27 protein-coding genes, 2 pseudogenes and 2 riboswitches are annotated in these 24,665 nt (G+C 53.9%); of the genes and pseudogenes, 9 read left to right on the top strand and 20 right to left on the bottom strand.

What is annotated here, in order from left to right; genetic code table 11:
* Both M655_RS05520 and M655_RS27995 read right to left on the bottom strand, forming a co-directional pair.
* On the bottom strand, positions 1-1,488 hold the full coding sequence (locus M655_RS05520) for a spore germination protein (RefSeq protein WP_026558104.1): 1,488 nt from the start codon (positions 1,486-1,488) through the stop codon (positions 1-3).
* Between the two features lie 58 nt (positions 1,489-1,546).
* On the bottom strand, positions 1,547-1,930 hold the full coding sequence (locus M655_RS27995; protein WP_122903161.1) for a transposase: 384 nt from the start codon (positions 1,928-1,930) through the stop codon (positions 1,547-1,549).
* Positions 1,931-2,267: 337 nt separating this feature from the next.
* Here M655_RS27995 and M655_RS05515 point away from each other — a divergent pair, with 337 nt between their 5' ends.
* Positions 2,268-2,423, top strand: coding sequence for a hypothetical protein (locus tag M655_RS05515; RefSeq protein WP_165328979.1), 156 nt, complete (start codon positions 2,268-2,270; stop codon positions 2,421-2,423).
* A gap of 103 nt (positions 2,424-2,526) precedes the next feature.
* Entirely contained in the window at positions 2,527-2,658 is a 132-nt protein-coding gene (locus M655_RS05510; protein WP_286085972.1) for a hypothetical protein, read from the top strand.
* Positions 2,659-2,812: 154 nt separating this feature from the next.
* Here the strand turns inward: M655_RS05510 and M655_RS05505 are convergent, their stop codons facing one another.
* Entirely contained in the window at positions 2,813-3,958 is a 1,146-nt protein-coding gene (locus M655_RS05505) for an IS4 family transposase (RefSeq protein WP_025845287.1), read from the bottom strand.
* Positions 3,959-4,093: 135 nt separating this feature from the next.
* Between M655_RS05505 and M655_RS05500 the strand changes: the two genes are divergently transcribed.
* The 3 genes and pseudogenes from M655_RS05500 to M655_RS28290 form a co-directional block, all read left to right on the top strand.
* Positions 4,094-4,549 carry a hypothetical protein gene (locus tag M655_RS05500; RefSeq protein ID WP_286085971.1) on the top strand — a complete coding sequence of 152 codons (456 nt, stop codon included), beginning with the start codon at positions 4,094-4,096 and terminating at the stop codon, positions 4,547-4,549.
* A 319-nt stretch (positions 4,550-4,868) separates the two neighbouring features.
* Positions 4,869-5,012, top strand: a pseudogene (locus tag M655_RS05495) (IS256 family transposase); the annotation flags it as partial.
* A pseudogene (locus tag M655_RS28290) lies at positions 5,007-5,153 on the top strand (IS256 family transposase); the annotation flags it as partial. The pseudogenes M655_RS05495 and M655_RS28290, both read left to right, overlap by 6 nt.
* A gap of 353 nt (positions 5,154-5,506) precedes the next feature.
* Here the strand turns inward: M655_RS28290 and ribH are convergent.
* From ribH to M655_RS05470, 5 genes are all read right to left on the bottom strand, one after another.
* On the bottom strand, positions 5,507-5,971 hold the full coding sequence (ribH, locus tag M655_RS05490) for a 6,7-dimethyl-8-ribityllumazine synthase (protein WP_005829418.1): 465 nt from the start codon (positions 5,969-5,971) through the stop codon (positions 5,507-5,509).
* A gap of 14 nt (positions 5,972-5,985) precedes the next feature.
* Positions 5,986-7,185, bottom strand: a complete 1,200-nt coding sequence (locus tag M655_RS05485; RefSeq protein WP_005829416.1) for a bifunctional 3,4-dihydroxy-2-butanone-4-phosphate synthase/GTP cyclohydrolase II — start codon at positions 7,183-7,185, stop codon at positions 5,986-5,988.
* 18 nt (positions 7,186-7,203) lie between these two features.
* Positions 7,204-7,875, bottom strand: coding sequence for a riboflavin synthase (locus M655_RS05480; RefSeq protein WP_005829414.1), 672 nt, complete (start codon positions 7,873-7,875; stop codon positions 7,204-7,206).
* 107 nt (positions 7,876-7,982) lie between these two features.
* The gene (gene ribD, locus M655_RS05475) at positions 7,983-9,083 is read right to left on the bottom strand and encodes a bifunctional diaminohydroxyphosphoribosylaminopyrimidine deaminase/5-amino-6-(5-phosphoribosylamino)uracil reductase RibD (protein ID WP_005829412.1); all 1,101 of its coding nucleotides are present in this window, start codon (positions 9,081-9,083) and stop codon (positions 7,983-7,985) included.
* Positions 9,084-9,216: 133 nt separating this feature from the next.
* Positions 9,217-9,368, bottom strand: a riboswitch (FMN riboswitch).
* A 105-nt stretch (positions 9,369-9,473) separates the two neighbouring features.
* Positions 9,474-9,619: riboswitch (FMN riboswitch) on the bottom strand.
* A gap of 86 nt (positions 9,620-9,705) precedes the next feature.
* A complete protein-coding gene (locus M655_RS05470; protein WP_007777814.1) occupies positions 9,706-10,356 on the bottom strand; it encodes an HAD family hydrolase in 651 nt (216 codons plus the stop codon).
* A 187-nt stretch (positions 10,357-10,543) separates the two neighbouring features.
* Here M655_RS05470 and M655_RS05465 point away from each other — a divergent pair, with 187 nt between their 5' ends.
* Positions 10,544-10,960 (top strand): hypothetical protein, encoded by a 417-nt coding sequence (locus M655_RS05465; protein ID WP_025844111.1) that lies wholly within the window; start codon positions 10,544-10,546, stop codon positions 10,958-10,960.
* A gap of 11 nt (positions 10,961-10,971) precedes the next feature.
* On the opposite strand, the gene M655_RS05460 is transcribed toward M655_RS05465, so the two are convergent.
* From M655_RS05460 to M655_RS05450, 3 genes are read right to left on the bottom strand one after another with little or no spacing between them, the layout of a single operon-like run.
* A complete protein-coding gene (locus tag M655_RS05460) occupies positions 10,972-11,118 on the bottom strand; it encodes a hypothetical protein (RefSeq protein WP_157179491.1) in 147 nt (48 codons plus the stop codon).
* Positions 11,119-11,150: 32 nt separating this feature from the next.
* Positions 11,151-11,876: a sporulation protein YunB gene (yunB, locus tag M655_RS05455; protein WP_035316748.1), complete on the bottom strand. Its 726-nt coding sequence runs from the start codon at positions 11,874-11,876 to the stop codon at positions 11,151-11,153.
* 42 nt (positions 11,877-11,918) lie between these two features.
* On the bottom strand, positions 11,919-13,124 hold the full coding sequence (locus M655_RS05450; protein WP_026558102.1) for an MFS transporter: 1,206 nt from the start codon (positions 13,122-13,124) through the stop codon (positions 11,919-11,921).
* A gap of 341 nt (positions 13,125-13,465) precedes the next feature.
* Here M655_RS05450 and M655_RS05445 point away from each other — a divergent pair, with 341 nt between their 5' ends.
* Positions 13,466-13,945 (top strand): cysteine dioxygenase, encoded by a 480-nt coding sequence (locus tag M655_RS05445; protein ID WP_025844114.1) that lies wholly within the window; start codon positions 13,466-13,468, stop codon positions 13,943-13,945.
* Between the two features lie 69 nt (positions 13,946-14,014).
* Here the strand turns inward: M655_RS05445 and M655_RS05440 are convergent, their stop codons facing one another.
* A complete protein-coding gene (locus M655_RS05440) occupies positions 14,015-15,331 on the bottom strand; it encodes a globin-coupled sensor protein (protein ID WP_005829401.1) in 1,317 nt (438 codons plus the stop codon).
* 179 nt (positions 15,332-15,510) lie between these two features.
* Positions 15,511-16,302 (bottom strand): YybI family spore inner coat protein, encoded by a 792-nt coding sequence (locus M655_RS05435; RefSeq protein ID WP_026558101.1) that lies wholly within the window; start codon positions 16,300-16,302, stop codon positions 15,511-15,513.
* Positions 16,303-16,659: 357 nt separating this feature from the next.
* On the opposite strand from M655_RS05435, the gene corA reads away from it, so the two are divergent.
* A complete protein-coding gene (gene corA / locus M655_RS05430; protein WP_005829396.1) occupies positions 16,660-17,595 on the top strand; it encodes a magnesium/cobalt transporter CorA in 936 nt (311 codons plus the stop codon).
* Positions 17,596-17,600: 5 nt separating this feature from the next.
* Here corA and M655_RS05425 read toward each other — a convergent pair whose 3' ends face one another.
* The 6 genes from M655_RS05425 to M655_RS05400 all read right to left on the bottom strand — a co-directional run bounded on the left by M655_RS05425 (position 17,601) and on the right by M655_RS05400 (position 22,685).
* On the bottom strand, positions 17,601-18,695 hold the full coding sequence (locus M655_RS05425; RefSeq protein WP_005829393.1) for an HD-GYP domain-containing protein: 1,095 nt from the start codon (positions 18,693-18,695) through the stop codon (positions 17,601-17,603).
* 163 nt (positions 18,696-18,858) lie between these two features.
* Positions 18,859-19,161, bottom strand: coding sequence for a YunC family protein (locus tag M655_RS05420; protein ID WP_005829391.1), 303 nt, complete (start codon positions 19,159-19,161; stop codon positions 18,859-18,861).
* Positions 19,162-19,244: 83 nt separating this feature from the next.
* Positions 19,245-19,484 (bottom strand): DUF6154 family protein, encoded by a 240-nt coding sequence (locus M655_RS05415; protein WP_005829389.1) that lies wholly within the window; start codon positions 19,482-19,484, stop codon positions 19,245-19,247.
* Positions 19,481-20,959, bottom strand: a complete 1,479-nt coding sequence (locus tag M655_RS05410) for a bifunctional metallophosphatase/5'-nucleotidase (protein WP_026558100.1) — start codon at positions 20,957-20,959, stop codon at positions 19,481-19,483. Before M655_RS05410 ends, M655_RS05415 begins: the two co-directional genes overlap by 4 nt.
* Positions 20,960-20,987: 28 nt before the next feature.
* Positions 20,988-21,812 (bottom strand): sulfite exporter TauE/SafE family protein, encoded by an 825-nt coding sequence (locus tag M655_RS05405; protein WP_005829385.1) that lies wholly within the window; start codon positions 21,810-21,812, stop codon positions 20,988-20,990.
* Positions 21,813-21,833: 21 nt separating this feature from the next.
* Positions 21,834-22,685 carry a DUF72 domain-containing protein gene (locus tag M655_RS05400; RefSeq protein ID WP_007787458.1) on the bottom strand — a complete coding sequence of 284 codons (852 nt, stop codon included), beginning with the start codon at positions 22,683-22,685 and terminating at the stop codon, positions 21,834-21,836.
* Positions 22,686-22,797: 112 nt separating this feature from the next.
* On the opposite strand from M655_RS05400, the gene M655_RS05395 reads away from it, so the two are divergent.
* The gene (locus M655_RS05395) at positions 22,798-23,241 is read left to right on the top strand and encodes a M67 family metallopeptidase (RefSeq protein ID WP_238502922.1); all 444 of its coding nucleotides are present in this window, start codon (positions 22,798-22,800) and stop codon (positions 23,239-23,241) included.
* On the opposite strand, the gene M655_RS05390 is transcribed toward M655_RS05395, so the two are convergent.
* Positions 23,166-24,575 carry an aspartate kinase gene (locus M655_RS05390; protein WP_005829378.1) on the bottom strand — a complete coding sequence of 470 codons (1,410 nt, stop codon included), beginning with the start codon at positions 24,573-24,575 and terminating at the stop codon, positions 23,166-23,168. The two genes, M655_RS05395 and M655_RS05390, sit on opposite strands and share 76 nt — an antisense overlap.
* Between the last annotated feature and the right edge of the window lie 90 nt (positions 24,576-24,665).

The following is a 24,665-nucleotide window of genomic DNA, read 5'->3' as shown; positions in this document are numbered from 1 at the left end:
CTACTCCTCACCAATGGGACGCGTCTGTTTGCGTTTTGCTCGGGACATGCGGTTGCGATAGACGATGAACTTCATCGGTGCGCGCACGAGGCCGTTCAACAAGTCTGTCCACTGACGCGGCACGCCGGGCGCCATGTACGGAGTGCCGAGCGAGGTCAGGTTGAGCAGATGCGCGAACAAAAAGGCCAGCATGAGCATCTGCCCGTACATCCCCATCAAGCCAGCCATCAAAATAAAGCCGTATCGCACCAGCCGAATGGCGTTGCTCATCAAAAAATTCGGCGGCACAAACGAGAGCAGCGCTGAGATGGACACGAGAACGATCAGAATGTTGCTCGCCAGACCCGCCTGCACAGAGGCCGTCCCGATCACGATACCTCCGACGATACCGATGGTTTGCCCGATTTTCGTCGGCATGCGTATCCCGGCTTCCCGCAAAACTTCGATGACCAGCTCGATGAACAGCACTTCGATCACAGGAGGAAACGGAACCTGGCTGCGCGACTGGGACAAAATCGTCAACAAAGCGGGAGGAAGCATTTCCGGATGAAAGGTCAGGACAGATACGTAGCTCGATGTGAGCAAAATCGTGACAAACAGTCCGAAAAAGCGGATCATCCGCAGCAGGCTGGCGGTCGACCAGCGGTTGTAAAAGTCTTCCGGGCTGCTGAACATCTCCAGAAAGGAGGCGGGACAAATCGCCGCATCCGGGCTGCCGTTGAGCATAATGATGATGCGGCCGTCCAACAGCGCTGCTGTCACATTGTCAGGCCGCCCCGTCAGCCCGAACTGCGGGAACGGCGAGTACGGCTTGTCCTCCAGCATCTGCTTCAACACGGGCATCCCGACAAAGCCCTGGTACTCGACGTTTTGAATCCGCGTTTTTACCCGCTCCACGTTTTCGTCATTCGCGATATTTTCCAGGTACAGCACGGCTACCCTGTTCTTCGTCTCGGTGCCGATCGTGTAGGCGAGTATTTTCAGATTCGGCGTGGTCAGCCTGCGCCGCAGCATCGACAGATTGATTTCCAGCATCTCCACAAACGAATCCTGCGGCCCGAGCACAGTCGCCTCGCTCTCCGACTTCGTGATGGAGCGATGCTCGACCTGAAACGTATTGACGTGCAAAATCAGCTCCCTGTCCAGGAAAAACAGGATCGTATGGCCGCGCAGCAAATTGTTCATCAGCCTGCCCATGTCATCGGACTGGCACGGCTGCGCATAAGGCAACACCCGCAACGGGTCTTTTCCATCCGAGCGTTGCAACGGCAAAAAGACGGTTTCGTACACTTGCGTCAAATCTACCATCGTATCTAGAAAAAAAACGTGTACCTCTTCCTCATTGATCGTCAAGGACAGACTGCTGAGGTCATCCACGTTCGCCAATTGTTCTTTTACCATGTGCGGCGTGATGCGTTCGCCGCGACCAGACGGCTGCTCGTGCCTTCTCTTGGTTACTTGCTCTCTCCACCAATCTGTCGGCCTCATGTTGAATCCCCTCGATCTGCAGGAAAATCCTTCTTACTTTGACCGATACGTGGTGATTTTATCCATTGGCGTGTGCTTTTGAAGGGAGTGGAGTAAGAGGCATTCGTGATCCGAAACGAAAAATAATTCTGAATCGGCTCGCGCCAATGGACAATTGTTTTTGCAATCGACTGAACCAGGCTTTCAATTCCTCTTGTTCCTCAGGTTTTCGTTTATCGGGAGATGTGTGGAGCAGACGTTGTTCATGTCTACCCCGGCGATGAGTTGCCCGCGAATGGGTACGTTTTCGCGTAGCTTCTAGTGATTTGGAGAAAAGTTGAATAACATTGAACTTGTCTGCTACTACAGTTGCATCCTTCCAAACGCTTCGAACTATCTCAGCCATTCTATGAGCCAAGTCGGTCACAACAACTTGTGGAGGCGTAGCAAAGGGCCAGTTCATGAGAGCGTTACGAACCTGTTTACGTGAACGACCTTCTGTGACCTGTCAGATATGTCCACTTTGTGCATCCATGAGGTTGACACCGTACTTGTGTCCTATTGGTAGAGCAAATTCGTCCAAGCAGACCATGGTAGGCGCAAGACGCTCCTGTGGTAAACTTGTTAGACAACGTTAGATTTCCTCTCTTTCAATGGTTTGTCTCGACAACAACCACGATGGAGGAACATCTACGTTTTTTCAATGTCTATCACGGATTTATGGTGATGAATCTTTAAATTGCAATTTTTACCTATATTTGTTATATTGCAAACAAATTACAAATATGGAGGTGTTGGAAGTGAAAAAGTTTTACTTAAGTGTTTTGGCTTTGAGCTTATCCCTATTAACTTTCGTTGCTCCTTCTACTGCTAAACAAACGCCGTCATGGGAAGAAGAAACTACTTTAACAAAAAAAGAAATCAATCGTATAGTTGACGATATAGGGTTAACATGAAGAAGAACTTGCGAATTTCCCAGATGATGTACTCAAAGAATTACTTGAAAACAACGCTAAAAAGTTGGCATCTAATAGTAAAACTGTAAGAGAAGAAGAATTTATGGATAAGAATACAATCACACCTCAAGTAGCTTTAGATGGTGGAATACTAGATTTAAACGCTACCGCATTTTCGGTAAATAGTGACATGACTGGTTATAAAAAGTTTTATTTATATGGAAGTTACCATTAGCGTTGCATAAAAAATGAATCCATCTATTGTCAAATTATTCTGAATGACATTTTCAACTTCACAACCAAAAACGAGAACAGCCAAGCAAAAGGTAGCCACTATCCATTTGGTAGTTTTATACATTTATTACAACATCGACAACAACAAACAACACTTACTTCCTTTTCTGTCGCCCTCTGGATGTTCGTTTGGATTGGTAATCCATTCTGCCTATCCATTGTTCAAAGGTCTGCCAGAGAAACACTTTGAGCCATCTACTGATTTGCAGCAGACTGTGCTGACTGTTTCTTTCCAGCTTTACAAGAAGCAACAAGCAGTAAGCAATGAGAGCGAGAAAAACTTGATTCCAGACCGCATTTTCACTTGTTCCATAGAACGTCTTGATCTTTGCGTGTTGTTTCATCCATTTGAAAAACAGTTCTATTTGCCAGCGCCAACGGTAGATGTCGCTCAATTCTTCTGCTTCTAAGTCGAACCGATTGGTGATGATTCGAATACGATTTCCTTTCGAATCATGCGTTTCAATCAGTCGTAACACATTATCCACCCGTTTTTGTGGCGTTCCAAGAAGGATCATGGAGTCAGATAAAACGGAGCTTTCTGGTGGTACTTTGAAAGTATACAAATGACGAGTTTCCGCGTTATCCTTGAGACGTGAAGCAAAAAAGATGCCCTGATCGGTATACTCATCGAACTTTTCATAATCCACGTACCCTCGATCAAAGACGTACATGGCTCCGATCTCATCAATCAGCGACTCCATTTGGGTGCGGTCATTGGATTTGGCACAAGTTAGGGAAATCTTTTCAGGATAGACATCCTCCTGGCTTGCGAAAACGAGACGAAGATGAATTTTGATTCCTGCCTTTGTTTCGCGAAAGGTTGCCCACTTATACTTTTGCAAACATAATCCAATTGTAGTGGAATCAATGATCTTTATGTGTTTTCGAAGAGAGCAGGCTTTTCCAGAAACGCGTTGAATTTGCTGGACAAGGTCGACAAAAACTTCTTCAAGCAAAGCAGGTTCTACCCGATTGTTTTTTCGACTAAGCTGTGCGGGGCTGATCGATGACAGTCCTAATTCTTGCTGAAATTTCTTTGATAGAACATCGTCAGCAATGGCTCGAAGCCCTTCGCGTTGCTGAAGTTGGGCATGTAAAAATAGGAGAAGATACGCTTTTGTCGTCAGCTTCTTCACGTACTTGTCTTGATCCGTTTCGTCAATTCGTTGTTGAAGTTTCATAATATTGATGGGTGCAACCCATTTACCAAATGAAGAAAATAGGGTATTCTTGTCCATGAGCTATCCTTTGCGTTGGATTTGGACAGGAACTACCTGACCTTTCCAGTGTAAAGGATTTTTTTGTTCCCTAGACAACCAAATACCAAAGATTATGTGTATTTTGAATGATGGGAAAAGATTAATGCAACGCTAGTGGGAAGTTACGAATGGTCAAAAAGTCCTGAATGGGAACTTACAGACGGCTTGAGTATTGGTTTTCCAGTTACATCAAAATGCTTCCTCCCGATGTCATCACGTGGAAAAGTTCAGCAGCATGAATACAGATATTGTTATAGACCTGACAACAATACTTCAGCTAAATGGAGTTGTTCAACCTATACTACCCCTGATGATTGGGATCCTGGTGTTGGCGTAGGATCGAAAATTGATTTGGAAGCAATGCCAAGTAATAATGCTCACAAAGGGTATATATCACAATATGTATACGTCGAAAAAAATGAGTCTGGTACAGTAAACATAAAATTTGAATATGGTCATCAAACTTGGACTTTGGGATCTGTTGCCTTTGCTGTCTATCCAGCAGGTTTTGCTATTGAACCGGCATCAGTTACTAAGGTTGAAGACTTCGGTATTGTGTTTCGATACTAATCTATATAACTAAAACTAGATCCTCCCCAAAGTAAGAGAGGATCTAGTTTTAGTTATGGTGAATTTATTACAATCAGAAACAATAATTGGCCAACTTTTTTGGGGAGTGATTACTTTTGAAAATTTTCTACTTATCATTCTACCTATCAATAATGGTTATCGTAGCGTTATCATTCATATGGAATCTTATTGAAGTAATGAAAGCATTAACTGAAAAAAACAATACAAGATTTAAAACCGCTAAAACAGTATCCATAATTAGTTTCTTACTTCTCCTTGTCCTCTATATCATTATTTTTGAATACATCGGGCGTTAACCATGACGATCAAAGCATTAGCGAAAGATTGCCGAGCCATCGAGGACGTTCATGAGATGCTCAAGAACCTCTTTTGTGACACCATCCAGCAGTTGTTTGAAGCGGAAATGGACGATCATTTAGGCTATGCCAAACATAATGCTGACGATGCCTTACGGAAAATTATCTAACTGGCAACCATGGAGGCATCAAATAAATGAACCATGCCACTTCGGTGCTGGAAAGAATGTATATCGCAACTGGCCATCCATTTTGGAAGCCGCTTGCAAGGGGAACTGTCCGCATAAAGAGGCTGTTAGGTCGGCCTGACATGGAGCCTCTGCGGGCATGATTCCTTGCGATTGGGCGATGCCAGTCAACCATGCATAGCATGGCTAACGAATCTATCATGCCCGCTCCTCCATGTAAAGCCGTTGACGTAACTATTCACCTGTTAAAAACCCATTTACACAAAAAAAATTACATTACTCTTCCTACCAGGCATTCCCTTTACTTTCCTTCATTGGTTTAGCACTTCATTCACAAAAAATATCAGCCAAATAACATGAATCAAGAATGGGATCTATGTGTGCTTTCGGGCAAACGAAAAAACGGGAGCCGCAGCCCCCGCTTCCTCACCTAGACAAGCGATTCGTATCGTTTAGGCGAACTGTTTGGACAGGTTCGCCATTTCAATCGCTGCCGTTGCCGCTTCCCAGCCTTTGTTGCCCGCTTTTGTGCCGGCGCGCTCAATCGCTTGCTCGATGTTGTCCGTCGTCAGCACGCCAAAAATGACCGGAATCCCGGTGGAAAGCGACAGCGAGGCGACGCCTTTGGCTGCTTCGTTGCAGACGTAGTCGAAGTGCGGAGTCGCTCCGCGGATGACCGCGCCCAATGTCACAACCGCGTCATAGCGCCCCGACTCGGCCATTTTTTTCGCGATCAACGGAATTTCAAAAGCGCCCGGCACCCAGGCCACGTCTACGTTGTCTTCCTCTACGCCGTGGCGCTTCAACGCATCGAGCGCACCGCCTACCAGCTTGCTGACGATCAGCTCGTTAAATCTTCCTGCTACAATCCCTACGCGCAAGCCCGTTCCTACCAAATGTCCCTCAAATGTTCTCATCTTCTCCACTCTCCTTAGCCTTTGAAATGAAGCAGGTGTCCCAGCTTCTCCTGTTTGGTCGACAAATACCGTTTGTTGTGCGGATGTGCCTGCATTTGCAGCGGCACCCGTTCCTCCACCTTCAGCCCGTAGCCGTCCAGCCCCCGGATTTTGCGCGGGTTATTGGTCAAAAGCCGCATTTTTTGCACGCCCAGGTCGCGGAGAATTTGCGCCCCGATGCCGTAATCGCGCAGATCGGCGGGGAATCCGAGCTTTTCGTTCGCCTCCACCGTATCCAGCCCTTCCTCCTGCAGCTTGTAGGCGCGCAGCTTGTTAATAAGCCCGATGCCGCGGCCTTCCTGGCGCATGTACAAAAGGATGCCGGAGCCCGCCGCCTCGATCTGCTCCAGCGCAGCATGCAGTTGCGGGCCGCAATCGCAGCGGTGGGACCCGAAAATATCTCCTGTGAGGCACTCGGAATGCACCCGGACGAGAACGGGCTTGGCCGAATCAATCTCGCCCTTGATGAGCGCCACGTGCTCTTTGCCGTCCAGCTCGTTCGTATAGGCGGCGATCCGAAAATCGCCATAGCTCGTCGGCAGGCTCACTTCGATTTCTTTTCGCACGTGCGATTCGGTGCGCATCCGGTAGGCGATCAGATCGGCAATCGTAATCAGCTTCAAGTCGAAGCGGCGAGCGATCTCCACGAGCTGCGGCAACCGCGCCATCGAGCCATCCTCGTTCATGATTTCGCAAATGACACCTGCGGGCACGCTCCCCGCCAGCCGGGCGAGGTCCACCGCCGCTTCGGTATGGCCCGCCCGCCGCAAAACGCCCCCGGCTCTCGCAATCAGCGGAAAAATATGCCCCGGCCTGCGAAAGTCCTCTGCCGTCTTCCGCTCGTCCAGCATCGCCAGCACGGTCTGCGAACGCTCCTGCGCCGAGATGCCTGTATGCGTGCTCACCTCGTCAATCGACACGGTAAACGCCGTCCCTTGCTTGTCCGTGTTGTGCCTGACCATTGGGGTGAGCGCAAGCCGCGCGGCCTGTTCCTCCGTCACCGGGACGCAGACAAGACCGCGCCCGTGCGTCGCCATAAAGTTAATCATCTCCGGCGCAGCCGCTTCCGCCAGGCAGACGAAGTCCCCTTCATTTTCCCGATCCTCGTCATCCACGACGATGATGGCTTTTCCTTGGCGCAAATCTTCCAGCGCCTCTTCTATGCGATGAAACATGGGCTTGTCCCTCCTCGTTCAAACGAATCCGTTTTCCTGCAAAAAAGCCATGCTGATTTTCGCGCCTTTTGCTTCGGTCTGATTGCCGCCTGCTGGCTTGCCGCGATAGCCCAAAAGCCGCTCGACGTACTTGCCGATAATATCTGTCTCCAGGTTCACCTGATCGCCCGCGCGCCGATCGTGCAGGCTGGTCGCTGCCAGCGTATGCGGGATGATCGACACCGAAAAATGCGCATCGGCAACGTCCACGACCGTAAGACTGATGCCATCGACGCAGATCGAGCCTTGCCTGATGACGTATCGTAACAGCTCCGGCGCGGCTTCAATGCGAAACAGCACAGCGTTGGCGTGCGGCTCTCGGGACAAAATCGTGCCCGTTCCGTCGATATGCCCGGAGACGATATGCCCGCCAAAGCGGTCGCCCAGCCGCATCGCCCGCTCCAGATTGACCCGCTGGCCTGTGCGCAGGTGACGGAGGGTTGTCTTTTTCATCGTCTCCGGCATGACATCTACGCTAAAATGCCGAGCCGAAAAAGACGTGACCGTCAGGCAAATCCCGTTGACGGCGATACTGTCGCCGAGCTTGACGCCTTCCAGCACCCGCTGCGCCCGAATGACCAGCCGACTCGCCTGCCCGTTGCCTGTGCTGGATTCCAACGTTCCGACTTCCTCCACCAGTCCGGTAAACATCGGCCTTTTCCTCCTCTTTGTGCTTGCTGAACAAAAATTTGCTCCCGTCGTCTGGCGACTGCTGCTCTCTGGCGCGAATGCGCAGAAAACGGAAAACCTGCTTCCAGCTACTTTTCCCATAGCGGATAACCGCTTATGCGCACGTCCTGCTCATCCAGCAGCTCGACAGTTGCATCCGCAAGCCGGACAGTCTGATCCATCGTGGCGAAGCCCGGTCCGCCAAATGGCGTGGGCGCGCCGCTTCCGCCGATCAGCTTCAACGACACGTAGCTGACGATCTTCTGGATCGCGCGCGCCTGTAAAAACGCCCCGTTCACTGCCTGCCCGCCTTCAACCAGCAGCGAAGTAATCCCGCACTCGCCCAGCGTATCCAGTACGTTTTCCACCGAAATTTGTCCGCTTGCCACAAACAGCCTGACGCCTTTTGCCGCCAATGCCGCACGCTTTTCTGGCGGAGCCGCCTCTGTCGTGAAAATCCAGGTCGGCGCATCCGCATTTTCGATCACGCGCGCTGCAAGTGGCGTGCGAAGCTCGCTGTCCAGGACGATCCGCACAGGCTGCCGTCCATACAACTGCTCCCCTTGTCTGGCCGTCAAAAGCGGATCGTCCGCCAAAACGGTTCCTACCCCGACCAAAATCGCATCGTGCTGTCTCCGCAGTTCGTGCACCTCCGCGCGCGCCCGTTCGCCCGTGATCCAGCGGCTGTGTCCTGTGACCGAAGCGATTTTGCCGTCCAGCGTGCTCGCCGTTTTCACCGTCACAAACGGGCGCTTCGTCGTGATGTAGTGGAAAAACACCTCGTTGAGCCTTTTCGCTTCCGCTTCGCCTACCCCGACGAGCACTTCCACTCCTGCGGCGCGCAGCTTCTCCACGCCTTTTCCAGCCACGAGCGGATTCGGGTCCAGCGTCGCAATCACAGCCCGGCGAATCCCCGCCGCCACTACCGCATCGGCGCAAGGGGGCGTTTTTCCGAAGTGGCTGCACGGCTCCAGCGTCACGTACAAAGTAGCGCCAGCCGCCTTTTCCCCTGCCATGCGCAGCGCATGCACCTCCGCATGCGGCTCCCCGGCACGCAAATGCGCGCCCATGCCTGCAACTGCTCCGTTGCTCACCAGGACTGCACCGACCAGTGGATTGGGGCTGGTCTGGCCGTGGGCCGAGCGCGCCAGCTCCAGCGCCAATGCCATGAACCGCTTGTCCTGCTCCATGTAAAACCTCCTTTTTCCTGCCTGGATTCCAGCCAAAACAAAAAGCCCTCGAAACCTCAAGCGTTTCAGGGCATAGGGAAAGAAGCCTTCTCGCATTCGTTTTTTGCAAAAATAACGATGCCAAAAAGCGCAGTCAGCTCTTCTTCCATCCGGACTTTACCGTCGGCTCTGGAGTTGCACCAGATCAGTCGCAAACCGTCACGGTCCACGAGTCGCGGGCTCAGACGATGGTTCGCCATCGCCATTACCGCCGGTCAGGAATTTCACCTTGCCCTGAAGATTTTCGCTATGAAGTTGCGGAATAAAAAACGCCCGTGAGAACATGCTCAGGGCGTAGGGAAAGAAACCTCGCAAATGCCTGTTTTTGAAAAAACAGCTCTGAGGTTATGCCAATACCTTCTCCCATCCGGACTTTACCGTCGGCCTTGGATTTGCACCAAGTCAGTCGCTATCCAACTGCGATAGCGAGTCGCGGGCTCAGACGTGCGTTCGTCATTACCGCCGGTCGGGAATTTCACCCTACCCTGAAGGCTGGTATTCAGTTAGGCAAAGTATAGCACATTTTTCACGTTCGCTGTCATTTTTTTAGGCAGAAGTGTTTTTCTCCTGCCTGCAAGCTTTGTTACAACATAGTCAGCAGCTCGCGCAAATCCGCAATGTACGCTTGCGGTGCCACGTCATGGCGCTCCATGTCTTGCGCATGTCCCTGGTAGGCGATAAACGCCACCTCCCCGTCCTGCGCGGCTTTTCCGTCAATCCAGGAATCCCCGACCATCGTCCAGGCCGAAGCAGGCATATCGGGATACTGCCTGCGAATGTAATGAATCCCGGACGGGTGCGGCTTCAAGGTCGTCATCTGCTCGCGCGCCACAATCTTCTCGAAGCAGCCCGCAATACCGGTTTGGTGCAGCGCTTCCTCTGCGGCAGCGTAGGCGTTGTTGGTCAAAATGAACAAATGATGCCGCTCCATGAGCTGCGCGAGTACTTCCTGGGCATGGTTCTCGAGAACAGCCTCGTGCATTCCCGCCTTTTCGATTGCCGTGACGGCTCCCCACATCTCCTGTTCGAGCTGGCTGGTCAGCCTGCCCGACTTTCGGCCAAGCTCGATCAGTTGCGAGGCGGTATGGCTGTGCCAGTCGAAGGTCGGCTCTATCAGACCATGCTCCGTCCACAACTGAAAAATTGCCCGCTTCATTTCCGCAAAATTGATCTTCGAGTGCAGCAGCGTATTGTCCATGTCAAAAATGATGCCTGTTGCAAAGCGTCTGTTCATTTCCTTTCCAGCCCCCTCGTCTTCGGTCCGTTCCCGTCTCTTGCGCTCGCAAGCCGCTTTTTTCAGTATAGCAAACAAGCTGCTCCCCCGATTGCCGAATGCTGGAAACAGGACTTTTTCCATATGGAGAACCAAAAATGACATAGAATATTTTCTACGTATGATGAAGAGGAGCTGATGATACGTGATGAAAAAGAAAGCGTGGGCGCACGTCGCTCTGTCGCTCTTCGCAGCAGTGGCGATCAGTGCGTGCAGCCAGCCAGCTTCAGTGGATCAACCGGCACAGCAAGCGGAACAGCAAACACCGCAACAGTCAGCGCAGCAACCAGCACAGCAGACTGCGCAACAGCCGACCCAGCAAACTTCCGGCGACACTGCTGCCCAGCCTGCCTCTGAACAGAAGCGGCCGGAATATCTCCCAGCCGATTTCCCGCTCCCGGAGGTCGCCGAAATTAGCACCTCGCATTCCGAAATCAAAGACGGCAAAAAGTTTGTCCTGCTCATTTTCAGCACAAAGGAAAGCATGCCAGCCGTAACCAAGCTGTACAAAGACTACTTCAAGACGCAAAACCTCTCTGACTCCGGGCAAACCATCGACGACTAAAACATCATTATTCAGGGAGGCAACATCGAGAAAAAACAGTCCTGGTCGATGATCGGCGGCCCGCTCAGCGGCCAGGAAGGCGTCATCGAGCTGACTGTCACCTGGGCGGAGCAGTAAGCAAGGGCAGCCATCTCCATGAAAAAAGCGACAGCTCGCACGCTGCCGCTTTTTTTCGTTTCCGCCGCGCCTTCTACGGGCTGTCGTCCATACCTTCCATGGGCGCACGCGGCACATCCGGCTTGCCTTCCGGATTGTTGTACAAATACTGCGGCACGTCGCCGATGATGAGGGAGTGCGTGATCGGGATTTTCGTCGTAACCGTCTGCTCCTCGGTCGCAAACGGAATGACGATGCGCAAGTCGACCTCTACGAAAATGTAGACCGTGGCGAGCACCATGTTGATGCCCGCCTCCTTCAGCTCTGTCTCCAGCTTCGTTTTCACAGAGCCGATCGGCACGAAGGTCACGGGCAAGTTCGGCCCCATTTGCGCCAGAAACGTATTCCCTGTCGCCAGGCCAAGCGGAATCGTGCGGTCCACTTTTTCCGTCTCGAACTCCTGGAGCTTGTTCTGGACGCGCGAGGTGGTTTCGCCGACAATTCTTGCGTACTCCTTGAAGTTGAACTGATACGCCTGAATTTGCCCCTCGTTGTTCTTTTCGATCTTCACGATCTGGTTGAAGTCGACGCCTTGCTGGGAAATCCGCTTGGTGACCGCATCCGTAATCGCTTCCTTCGCCAATTGCTCTGCTTTTTGAGTAGCCAGGATCAACAGTGTCGGCTCCAGCCGATGCTGCAAAAAAACGAGCGTCTGAATCGACAGCACAAAAAAAATCACCAGCGCGATCAAAAACGCTTTCGTTCGGGAAAGCGGGTTTCTCCAACGCCGACGGGGTCGAAATATAGCCACTCCCGTCACCTCCCAATTGGTACATCCTATGGTAAGTGACGGGAAAAAAGACTACCCGCGACGAGCGCCACCCGCTTGCTGTGCCTTGCGCACATAGCATCCCAGACCGAGCAGTGCCAGAGCCAAAAGCGCCTGCGCGACGGCGACCATCGCTGCCAATCCTAAGACAGCGGAAATCGCGGGCGCCGCCAAAAATCCGACAAAAAACCCGCTGCGGCTAAACAAGCCCTGTACCCCCAGCACCTTGCCGCGCACCTCGTTTTTGGCCTGCTGCAACAGCGTGCTCTCCAAGACTTGAGCCGCTCCGCCAAAAAGCCCCGCGCCCGCGAGCAAAAGCAGCGCCCAAACCGCACCGTCGGCGGCAAACGCAAGCACGATGAACACAGCCAGGAGCCAATGCGCCCCCAGCATCCCAGGCCAAGGCGCAACGGGAATGCGCGCCACCAGATAAGCGCCGAGCAGGCCGCCGACACTCATGACTGACCATATCATCCCGTGCAAGGTCGCGTCCCCGTGGCTAATCTGATCTGCCAAAAACGGCAAACCGTAGTTATGCGAAGCCGTGCTGATCGACAGCGGCGCAGCCAGCAGGCTGATGGCAAGCAATACGGGCGCTCTTTGCAAGTACCTGACGGCTGCCCGCATGCCACGCTCCTTTTGCTTCCCCCCGCTGTCTCCGGCAGAGCGCTCGCCAGCCGCCCCGCTTTTCGGCCATGCCCGGCTCTCCCAGCGCATCCGGGTCAAGAGCAAAGCCGAGAGGAAGAAGCTGGCTGCATCTGCGCCAATGACGAGCGCGTAGCCAACACGGTCAGTCAAAAAGCCCCCCAGCACAAAGCCCGCCATGCCTACGAGCGATTCCAGGCGCACCTTGAGCCCGTTCACCCACACCAGCCGCTCCATCCCGAACATCTGCGGCAGCGAAGCCTGAAAGCTGATCGTAAACAGCGTGTACAGCATGCCTTTGAGAAACGCTGCGGCAACCACGACATACGGATGCGGAGCAGCGATGATTGCGAGAAGCGCAAGTCCTGCTCCGATATCGCTTGCGATCATGGCATGCCTGCGGTCCATCCGGTCAGCCAGCATGCCCGCAAACGGGCTGAACAGCATGCCGCCTACCTGACGGGCGACAAAAAAGGCCGTCAGCCAAAAGGCGCTATGCTCAAATGTGAAAATCAACGCGCTGCACGCGATCAAATCCATTCGCGAGCCAAGCGAAGACAGCGCATTGACGTACAAGTAATGTTTTACGTTCATGTGTGCCAAACCTCCTGTCAGTCGCAGGCGGTTCGGACAGACGCCCCCCGCTACAGGGTGCGTACACTGATTGTGGCAGTTGACATGCGCATGCCTCCTCATGTGTTGAGTTGGGTACAAACCATTGTTGAACTTGGACAATCACTTTTGACGGGGGCCGTCCCCTCACCGTCTTCGTGCGGCACCAACTGCCGTATCCCCATGATAGAGCGAGGCAAGCTGCCTTGTCACGCCAAATCGTTTGACTGGCCTTCGCAAAAAAACGCGCTTCCCCTACGTCAGACTGCAACCGTTTCTCATATGGTAAGGGGAAGATCTTTTTTCGCCTCAGGAGGTTTGTCATGAATTTGCAACGTTTGGAACAAGCATTTGGCTCCCTCGTTTTCCCCAGTCACGCTGAGCTGAGGCAGGCGCTCGTTTCCCTTTCGCTCTGCCCAGAAGATATCGCGTCCCACATTCCCCAGCCTGAACAGCTCCCCTACGGACGCAAAATTTTGTACCAGACGCCGCACGTCGAAGTCGTCCTGATCCATCTGCCCAGCATGCAGGAGTCTGTCCCGCACAACCATGGCGATTCCTTTGGCTGGGAATGGATCATTTCCGGGACGCTCACCAATGTCGTCTACCTTCCTGCCGATCGCGAGGGAGAGGTGTTTCGCGCCCAGACAACCCATGTCAGCGCCGGAGACTGCTACTACGTCGCCCCCGGCGAAATTCACGCCATCCGCAACAACACAGACGCGCCGGTGTACTCGCTCAACGTCTACACGCCGCCGCTGCAAAACTCCCGGCAGTATCACCCGACCACTTCTGCGACCTGACGCAACGAACACACGCTCATGAAAAAAACAGTACGCCCCCCACCGACGGCCGTACTGTTTTTTCTTCGCCTACAAATTTTCCGTGATCTCCGACAGCTCGTCCGCGGAGCTGGCTACTTGCGCCACAGCCTGGTTCATATCCTCCATGACCTTGAAGAAGTTTTCCAGCTCTTTTTGAATGTGCGAGCTCTGCTCCTTGCTGTCGGAGACAGCGTTGATAATGCCCTCGAAAAACGCATTCGTCTCGTCCGTCATTTTTGTGCTCGACTTCACGAGCCCCTGGATTTCCAGCACGACCGATGACAGGACAGTCGTTTGCTGATTCGTTTTCTCGATCAGCTCCCGCACGCCGAATACCGATTTTTTCGTCTGCTCGGCCAGCTTGCGCACCTCGTCGGCTACGACCGCAAAGCCTCGCCCCTGCTCTCCGGCTCTCGCGGCTTCGATCGCCGCATTGAGCGCCAGCAGATTGGTCTGCTCGGCAATCGCCGTCACCACGTCGACAATTCCGCGAATTTTTTCCGCGTTGTCCTCCAGCGTGTTCATTTCTTCGGAAATTTGCTTCACGCTCTGCTGGATCAGCCCCATCTGCTCCTGCTGCTTCTCCAGCTTTTCCTTGCCCTCCCGGGACAGCTCCTGCGCCTTGCTGGAAAAATCCGTACCGTTTTCGGCGTAGCGAAGCACTTCGCGCGACTGCTCCGTCAGTTGCTCGACGGACGCGCTGTTTTCCTCCGAGACGGCTGCCAGCTCATGCGCGGAATTGGTCAGCAAAACCCGCAGTTCGTCCTTTTTGGCCTGCTCGGCGCGACGAACACGCTCATGTTCATTCTCGTATTCTTCCAGCACGATTTGCTGCTCGATGTTGAGAATTTTGCTCACCGCAGTGAGCGCCAGCACGAACTCATCCTTGTCCGCGATGTTTTTATGCAGAATATCCATAATGGATATGAACAAATTTTGAAACGCACTCAAGTACCATTTCGGCTCCAGTCCGATCCGCATGTGAATGATGGCGATCCTGCTGCGCTGCTCGATGTACGCGGCGTCGATACAGCCGTTGAACATCTCTGTGATATGGCGGGTCAGTGTGCCCTTCAGTCTGGCAATGGTGCTGTTTTTGTCCACAATGCTCATGAGCAGTGGTTCAGTTTCAATATTCGAATAAAAGAAGTCTACAATTTTGTCAATATTGCGAACGATAAGCGGTTGAAGCGCTTTGACAATCGACAAGTCCTCCTCTGTCAGATGGATCAGCGCCAGTTGCCTGGAGAGGGTGGTTTGCCCGTGAAGCTGTACTTTTCCCTGTTCCTTGCGCTCCTGGAAAAACGACTCCTTTTTGACTTTTCCTTTCAATCCAAACAGGCTGGAAAATGGACATGTACTCATACGCCGAACTCCTTTTTACCGAATAAAAAATGGCTGTACTAACCATATTAGGTAGAGTAAACGAATAATTTCCAATTGGCATATCCTTTTAATTATATACCCGATTCTTCTATCGTGTAAACCACGCCCCAAACAAAGAGAGCGCCCTTTCTCTTGAAAAGGAAGGCCCCCTCCACGCTCTACATCTCTGCTTTTTTCACTTCTGCCTTTTGCAGCTTCCAGCCCGTCTTGTCCCATTTCCACAGCGACTCGACGTAGGCAATCGTGTCGGCGTTGGCTACGCCGCTCACCCGCTGCACGCCTTTCAGCTCGCAGACGCCGTCGCGGTTCTCGTCCACAGGCGTAAGCACGCTGAAGCTGTTCGGCATCACCTCGGTCGGCGTCAGCAGCTTTCCGTCCTTGTACACCCCGTTTTCGTCGTATATTTTTTTGCGGTCAGTCAGGTCGAGAACGGTGGTATGGTTCGTCTCCTTGATGTGAATCGGCACTTTGTAGTTGTCCTGGTACGAACCGGTGATCGTCAGCGGCTGCGGCACCGGCAAAACGACAGGCTTGTTGTCCTTGTTGCCAAACAGGTAAAACTCCGATGTTCCGCCGCTGCCGCCCGTCGGCGCCTGGAGCAAAATTTGTTTCGTGCCGTTTCCGATGAAATCGCAAAAAGCCACGTCCGGCTGATACCCGCCATACGGCGTCGTAAAAAACACCGTCTTTTTCGCCACCGGATCTTGCACCATCACCTTCAGCTTTTCATAGTACGGGCTGTCAGCGGCAAAGCGGTGGCCGAGCAGCGTCACGACATCCGGACGCCCGTCTCCTGTGACATCTTGCCGTTTGATCTGAATTTCCTCATACACGCTCGGCGGCGGCTGAACCTGGCGCGCTTCCCGAGCGCTAACCGGTTGCCCTGCTGCTCCCGCGATCAACCCCCACGCCAGCACGGCTGCCATCCCTACTCGTTTACCCTTCCACATATGCATCCACCTTTTTACGTTTTCGCTATCGTTCGTAGTATGTTAGAAAAATCGCCAGGCCATGCCGTTATTTTTGCGAAAACTGCCCCGTTTCCAAAATGGCTAGATGCAGGAAAGTGCGGTACACTATTCCAAAGAACGTTGACCGTCTCTGGCAAGCAGACGAGCCGATTGTCATACGTATGAGAATGACAGCCAAACAAGGAGGCGAGACAAGGGTGGATACGCCAAAAAAACGGCGGGCCGCACAGGCTCCCCCCAGCCGCGAAGCGCTGCGCTCTGCCTATGAGCTGATTCTCACACGTATTTTGCCACGTCTGCCACCATCCCCTCACTCTACTGGCAGGAGATGCACGCATGAAGATACGACTGATCGAAAACGGCCTCATAACGGAAATAGATGACGTGGAGGAAGCTGTCGCAGTGCCCGGAAAAGGCTTCTATTGGATTGACGCTTCTCCCTTCGACCTCGATATTTTGCAGCCGCTGTTCGGGCTTCACCCGCTCGCGGTCGAGGACTGCATCGACGAAGAAGAGCAGCGGCCCAAGCTGCAACTATACGACGACCATTATTTCATGGTGCTAAACGGCATCGCCTTCCACAATCAGGACATTTTCCTGCGGGAGATCAATATTTTTCTCGGCAGCCATGCGATCATTACCGTGACCAAGCAGGAAGCGCCAGAGTTCGCTTCCATGCTCCCCATCGTCCGGGAAAAAGAAGTGAACCACCCGGACACTTTTTTGTATCATCTCGTCGATCAGATTGTGGATCGGTATTTTGATGTGACGGAAAAAATCGAGGACTTGATTGAAGCGCTGGAAGAGGAAATTTTGATGAACACCCGCAAATCCCACCTCGACCAGATCATCGGGCTGCGCAGCGAGATTTTGTACGCGCGAAAAATGCTCGTGCCGCAACGGGATTTGATTGATGCCTTGCACAAAAAAGAACTCCCGCTGATTCGGCCGAAGCTGCGGAAGTACTTTGGCGATATTTTGGAGGATGCGAGCAAGATCGTGGAAAACTTCGAGACGTTTCGCGACTTGATCGGAAACTTGCGCGAAGCCTACCAGGCAGCTCTCGCCGGGCGGGCAAACGACATCATGCGCGTGTTTACCGCCCTGACCACGATTTTCATGCCGCTGACGATCGTCACGGGGATTTACGGCATGAACTTCGACTTCATGCCGGAGCTGCACTCTCCTTACGGCTACTACATCGTGCTTGGCTGCATGGCGGCGATCGGCTTGACGATGTTCATCCTGTTCAAGAAAAAAGAGTGGCTGTGAACTGGCTAGACGAGGTCGCCACACGCCACGATCATCAGCGAAAGCATTTTCGACAAATCGCATTCATACGGCTGCGCCAGATCCTGCCCTTCTTCATTGACCAAGATGCGGATGATGGGGCGGCTTGGCATGCCTTTGTTGGAATCCACAACCACGCCGGATACGCCTGTGTTGAGCGTCACGCTCAAGCCTACCGGGTAGAGCGCAATCGTGTCGCGCAAAGCTTCGACATAATACTGGTCAAACAATACGCCTGACCCGGAATAGAGCACTTCCATCGCTTCGTGCGGCAGCATCCCCCGGCGGTAGACGCGATGCGAGGTCAAGGCGTCGAATACGTCAGCGACGGCCATCAGGCGGCCAAAAGGGTGAATCTCTTCTTTTTTCAGATGACGCGGGTACCCGGAGCCGTCCCAGCGCTCGTGGTGCTGGAAGGCGCAGTGCGCGGCGAGCAGCGGGATGTCGTCCTGCCTGCGCAGCATCTCGAAGCCGATTTCGGCATGCTTTTTCATCACTTCAAACTCTTCTGTCGTCAAGCGGCCCGGCTTTTTCAGGATTTCATCCGGAATGTGCATCTTGCCGATGTCGTGCAGCATGCCGCCGATGGAGATATCCAAAATCTCTCTTTCCGTACAGCCTGTGTTGATCGCCAGTGCCGTACTGTAGAGCGCGACGTTGAAGGAATGGCTGAAAATGTAGTTATCGAAGGCGCATGCGTCGGCGAGCAGGTTCATGGCTGATTTGCTGCCTTTCAGTTCGTCAGCGACAGCCGACATGACTTGCCTCAACTGGCGGCCCAGATTTTTGTCCGTTAACAGTTGCTGCCATTTTTGCGGCACTTCCTGAACACTGCGAAACGTATCGTGAATAATGGACATCGCCTGTCTGCGCGTGCCTTCGGAAATGACTGTATCCACCATGATATCGTCCGTGCGAGTATCTTCTATGTACAGGCTGTTGATGTTCTTGCTCTTGAGGCGCTCGATCATTCGCTGGGTCAGCTCTACTCCCGCCCCAACGAGTACCGTTCCGTTTTCTGCGTAGATGGAACGGGCAAGCTTGTCGCCCGGCTGGCATTTATGAATGGATTTCAGTCTCATTTCCAACCTTCGCCTTTCATCAGAGTACCCCCTATTATAGCGTGATTCGACGTAATTCTACATGAAAAAATTTCTAGCTCCCAAGAAATCGCGCCCACAAAAAACACCTTCGTCTCATCGACAAAGGCGTCCTTGTTTCAGCGTGTATCGTTATCTGTGTATGCTACAGCATTTTGACGACGGCTTCCCGCCCGATCATGCCGGCCGTGATTCCTTGCGCCTCTGCTGTCGTCGTCACGGATTCCAGCGGCGCGTCCAGCAGCTCGTCGATCGTCTTGACGCCGACGGCTCTGCCCGCAATAATTTCGCGGCTGGCCAGCCGTTCATTCAGCAAGCCCACGTCCAATGCCCCGCACATGATGTAGCCTTTGTCTGTCGTCACCGCAAGCAATGTCGTCTTGGGCAGCCGCACGGTGACTGCGATCGCCGTCCCTTCCGGAAAGTGGATAGGCTGTACTTCGACCATCCCGCTCCCTCCTTTTCTCTCCTGCTTTTGCGTTACCATCCTATGACACAGGAGCCAAAAGTGTGTGCCGCCAAGCGGCGCATTCAATGCACGAGCGGTGCCGGGAACTGTTCATCCTCCATCGCGACCTTGCGCTTCATCACTTCGATCATGTACGTAGCCAGCATGTGAAACAGCTCTTCCTCGTCCATGCCCTCCACCAGCTCAAGCAGGTCGTCGCGCGTCTGCTCGTGCAAAACGCCGACAACCACTGCCGTAATATCCTCCTCGTCGCCATTGAAATGTCCTTTGTACAGTTCGTAAACTTCGTCGATAAACCTCATCGCTCATCCCCCTTGCTTCTCTCGATAGCATGCCCAGAACCGGGCGAGGGCACTTTTTCCCATCTCGGCAAAAAAGCGTTTTGCACAAGCGCTGTGTCGGTAATCGTGCTGGCGATCACCTCGCGAAGCATTTCCGGAAGAAAATACTCGATCTCCCTGCCCTGCAGCAAATCGGGGAACAGGCGGTTGTACATGAACATGTCGACCGTTCCGACCCGATACTCCCGCTCCCTTGCCAGCGGCTGGCCGTTGACCTCGATCGCCACGATATGCGGCTCCTCGGAGTCCTCATACCGAATGCGCAGCCCGTCCACCGCCATCCAGCCTTCGATTTTGCCGCGAAAACCACAGCCGCGCAGCTCGCGATGCACGATCTGCGGCTGGATCGCCTGCTCCAGCACGGCAGCGAGCTGACTGCCGGTGAGCGTCACGGCGCAGGCGTTGATCGGATGAGGCACACTTTTCAGCAGTTGGGCAAAAGTCAGGCTGCCGCGCTGCAAGTCAGACAGCAAAAGCCCGCCGTTGGCAATTCCCACTTCAGCCCCTGTCCACTTGCGAATGCTGGCTGCCAAAAAAGAGCCGAACGGAGTCTCCTCCGTCCAGTTGACGCGCAAATCCCGCTCCAGCCTGGCAATCGGCCGAATCAGGCTCGCATGGGCCCACTCGTGTTCTTTTTGCAAAAAAGCGAGCAGCCGCTGGTCCGGCTCGTACTGCCCGGTTTCAAACAGCTCTGCCGAAACGTCTGCGATCTGTTTGGCCGCGCGGTCCCAGACGAGCCTGATGTGGCCGACGTGCTCGCCGAAGCGGCCCGTCTGGGCGATCAGCGTGTTGCCCACCCGTTCGCCATGCGGCAGCGTATGATGGGTATGTCCGCCGAGGATCACATCCAGTCCCTCGACCTCTTGCGCAAGCCGGCAATCGGTCGGGTAGCCGAGGTGAGACAGCAGGATGACGATATCGACAGAAGAACGCAAGGCGGCCACTTGCTCACGCAAAACAGGCAGCGGCTCGCGGATTTCCCAGCCCATGTTCTGATAGGAGGAAAAAGGGATGGTCATGCCGAGCAAGGCGATGCGCAGCTCCCCAAACGTGTGGATCGCATACGGGACAGCCCAGGCCGGAGGGGCCATCGTCGCTCTGTCCAGCAGGTTGCCGACGATGACGGTGAAGCCGGCTTGCTCGTACATCGAATCGAGCTTGCTTTTCGGCAGCGTGATCCCCTCGTTGTTGCCAATCGTCGCGTACTGGTAGCCGCATCTGTTCAGGACGCTCACATTCGTTTTCCCGAAGCTCGCCTCCGAGCGGACGTCCATCCTGTCCATATGGTCCCCGATGTCGACGGTCAGCACATGCTCCTGCTGGCTCTCCCACTGCTCGCGGCGCGTTTTCAGGCAAGTCGCAATCTGCGGCATTTTTTCGAAATGGCTGTGCAAATCGTTGGTGTGCAGCAAATGCAAGGTACAGGTGTCCGCCACGACTTTCCCCTCCCTTTGTCTCTCTTCGTTATCCGATAACCGCTTTTATTATCATTTGTACCGCAATCGCCAAAATCAAGATGCGCAAAAACAGGACGATTGTGCGCCCTTTCAGCTTGCTCGCCACGATGGCGCCCAGCTTTCCGCCCGCCCATGCGCCTGGGGCAAGCATGGCGGCGTACAGCCAGTTCACATGGTCGTGGAAAATGTTCGTCACCGAGCCAACCACCGCCGAGAAAAAAATGACCAGCATGGAGGTAGCTGTGGCGATATGCGGAGGAAAACGGTACAGCAGCATCATCGCCGGAACCATCAGCACGCCGCCACCCACGCCGAACAGCGAGGACGTGATCCCGACAAAAAAGGCGATCGTAATGACGCTCCACCTGCTATATCCATACTCGTATTCCTTGCCTTCGTTGTCGACGAACTGCCGCTTCACTTCCCAGTTGATCTGGCGCGGCCGGAGTTTGTCCTTGACCATCAGGACCACGAACATGCACAACTGAAACAGGCCAAACAGCAGTGTAAAATCTTCTGTTGCTAGTAATGTATTAAGGTAGACACCCACGATAGCACCCGGTGCGCTGCCGATAAAAAAAAGCAGGGCACTCTGCATGTCGACCTTTTTTTGTTTGATGTACGAGATGGATGACGACAAGGCCGTCACCGCAATCACGAGCAAGGAAGTCGCAGCCGCCACCTGCGGAGGCATCGAACCCGGCTCATACCAGTTGGCGAAAAACATCAGCGCCGGCACAAAAAAGATGCCGCCGCCCAGCCCGGCGATACTGCCGATCACGCCAGCGACTACCCCAATTAGCAAAAACAACGCAGCGATAGCTACAAGCATGGCTCCCCTTCTTTCTTCCTTTTAGAACAACTCCATCTGTCGAGGGTTCAAACCGCTCGGATCGAGTCCGAGCATGTCTGAAAACTGCTTGGCATTCGCTGCCGCATCGCCTCCAGAGTTATTGTTGAACAAAATGCAAACTTCATCCGCTTCCTGCTCGATCTTGCGAATGTGGACGAGCCACTCTGTCAGCTCCTGCTCGCTGTAGCGGTACAGGTAGCGCACGTCGCGCCAGTTTTGGCCTTCGCCCGGATCGCGCCACCCTGCTTTGTTGCGCCCGTGGAACCGGACAATCGCCAGAGCAGGATGCGTGACGGCTGGCACGATCGGGACCGAACCTGTTCCCACCTGCGGCTCGTCGCACAGGACGTGCACCGCATGGATCTGGCGCAAAAAGTCCAGTGTGCGCTCCGCAAAACACGCTTCAAACCAGCTCTGGTGGCGAAACTCCACGGCAAACGGATAAGCGGCCAGCGCCTGACGGCAAGCCTGGACGTACTGGACGTGCTCGCGCGTGCAATCGAACCACGGCGGAAACTGAAACAACAGCGCCTTCAGCTTGCCCGCCTCCACCAGCGGCTGGATGCTCTCTTCAAACTGCGCGAACAGCTCGCGGCGGTTGACAGGGGCATCCCCTCGCAGATGGCCGGTCATCGCTTGATGCGGCTTCACGATAAATCCAAAGCGGTCCGGCGTATCCCGGACCCACGACTCGTAATTGCGCTGTGGTAAAATGGCGTAGAAGGAGCTGTCCACCTCCACGATCGGAAAGTGGCTGGCGTAAACAGCCAGCTTGTCACGGCTCCGTACACCCTGGCCGTACAATGTGTCATGGTCGCCCCACCCGCAGACTCCCACATGTATCGTACTCATGGCACAAAAAACCTCCGGATTTTAATGGAATAGAGCAGAAGGAGGACGATTCCTCATGCAATCAACGGACTGGTTAGGTGAACCCTTTGCGTCTAAGGATAACAAAATATGTTTGGAGCGAAAAGTAGCGAAACGCCTCCTGTATGCTGCACAAGAGGCGTTTCCCTATGAATATTCTGCCCTGCTCGTTGGCAGAGGGGCAGCGATTACCGATTTCATTTCCATGCCGATCTCTTTGGACAAGCACGCCTTTTCCTGGGATGGCCCTGCGTTTCTCCAGGCGGTTGGCGACATTCGCAAGCGCCATCTGCAATGGCTGGGCGTCCTGCACACCCATCCGCACACCGCTCCCATCCCTTCCGCGCGGGATGCGGCGGGCTGGCACTACCCATCGCTGTCCTACTGGATTGTCGGCCTGGCCGCGGATGTTCCCGATTGGCGCGTCTATCAATGGCAGGACGGCAGATTCGTTGCGCGCGACTACACGCTTACGGACGCAACAGAAGTGGCAGACACCTCGTCTGCCGACTCCGCGTCGTCTCCAAAAAACTCCTGATACAAGGCGATGACGGCGCGGTTCGCTTCGGCCGCTTTGACGCCGAACATCATGCTGACCTCAGACGAGCCTTGGTTAATCATCTCCAGGTTGATTTTCGCCGCCGCGAGCGCAGTCGTCGCTCTGGCGGTCGTGCCGACCGATTGACGCATGCCTTCCCCGACAATCATGACGAGCGCGAGGCTGTGCTGCACCGCGACATCATCGGCTTCCAACTCGCGGAAAATGCGCTCGATAATCCGCTTCTCCTTGTCTTCCGTCAGGTCTTTTTCGCGCAGGATGACGGAAATGTTGTCAATGCCAGAAGGGGTATGCTCGTAGGAAATGCCTTCCTCCTCGAAAATTTGCAACAGCTTGCGCCCAAAGCCGATCTCGCGGTTCATCAAAAACTTGCTGACGTAGATGCTGCAAAAGCCGCTGTCGCTGGCAATCCCCGACACCCGGTTTGTCGCGTAGGGCCGCTCGGCTACGATCATCGTTCCCGGCGCAGACGGGTTGTTTGTATTTTTGATGCAAACGGGAATGTCCGCCTGGTACGCCGGAATGAGCGCTTCCTCGTGAAAGACGCTGAAGCCCGAATAGGACAGCTCGCGCATCTCGCGGTACGTGATTTCTTTCACTTTTCGCGGATTGGCGATCAGATTGGGGTTGACGACGTACACCGAATCTACGTCGGTGAAGTTTTCGTACACGTCCGCAGTCACCGCCGCAGCGAGAATCGAGCCGGTAATATCCGAGCCTCCACGCGAAAACGTCACCAGCTCCCCGCTCGCCGCATAGCCGAAAAAGCCCGGAAAGACCGTAATCCCCTTTCTCTCCCGCAGCGCGGCAAGCTGCTCGTACGCCTCCGGCAAGACGTGGGCGTTGCCCGCTTCATCTGTCACCAGCATTCCGGCGTCTTTCGGATTCACATAGCTGGCCTCTTCGCCCAGGCTCCGCAAGTAGTGCGCCACGATCTTCGCGCACGTATCTTCTCCTGCGGCTTTGACCGCGTCCATAAACCGTTCAGCCGACAGCCCCTTTCGGTTGCTCAGCACCGCATCAAGCTCGCTTTCCAGTTGCTGCCCGGCTTCCTCTCCCAGTCCCAGCTCCGCCACGATCTCCCGATAGCGCTCAAAAACAGCCTGTTTTTCCGCGTCCGCCTGTCCGTCCTGCAAAAAACGGGTGGCGTAGCGAATCAACAGGTCGGTTACTTTCGTGTCGTCCTTATGTCTTTTGCCAGGTGCCGAAACGACGACAATCCGCCGCTTTCGATCAGCCAAAACGATGCTGCATACTTTTTTTATTTGCTCGGCATTCGCCAGGGAAGTGCCACCAAATTTTGCTACTTTCATCTCTACTCCTCCATCTATCCGCTCTTGTCCGTTCTTTTTCGTTCAGGAAGTCTGTTACTAGCTTAATGTATCCACCCAAAAAGTACAAGT

The sequence above is a fragment of the Brevibacillus sp. NSP2.1 genome (assembly GCF_000470975.2).
In the GTDB taxonomy this organism is placed as follows: Bacteria; Bacillota; Bacilli; order Brevibacillales; family Brevibacillaceae; genus Brevibacillus; species Brevibacillus agri.
Note: the sequence above shows the minus strand (reverse complement) of the source record. Positions and strands in the feature narration are given on the sequence as shown.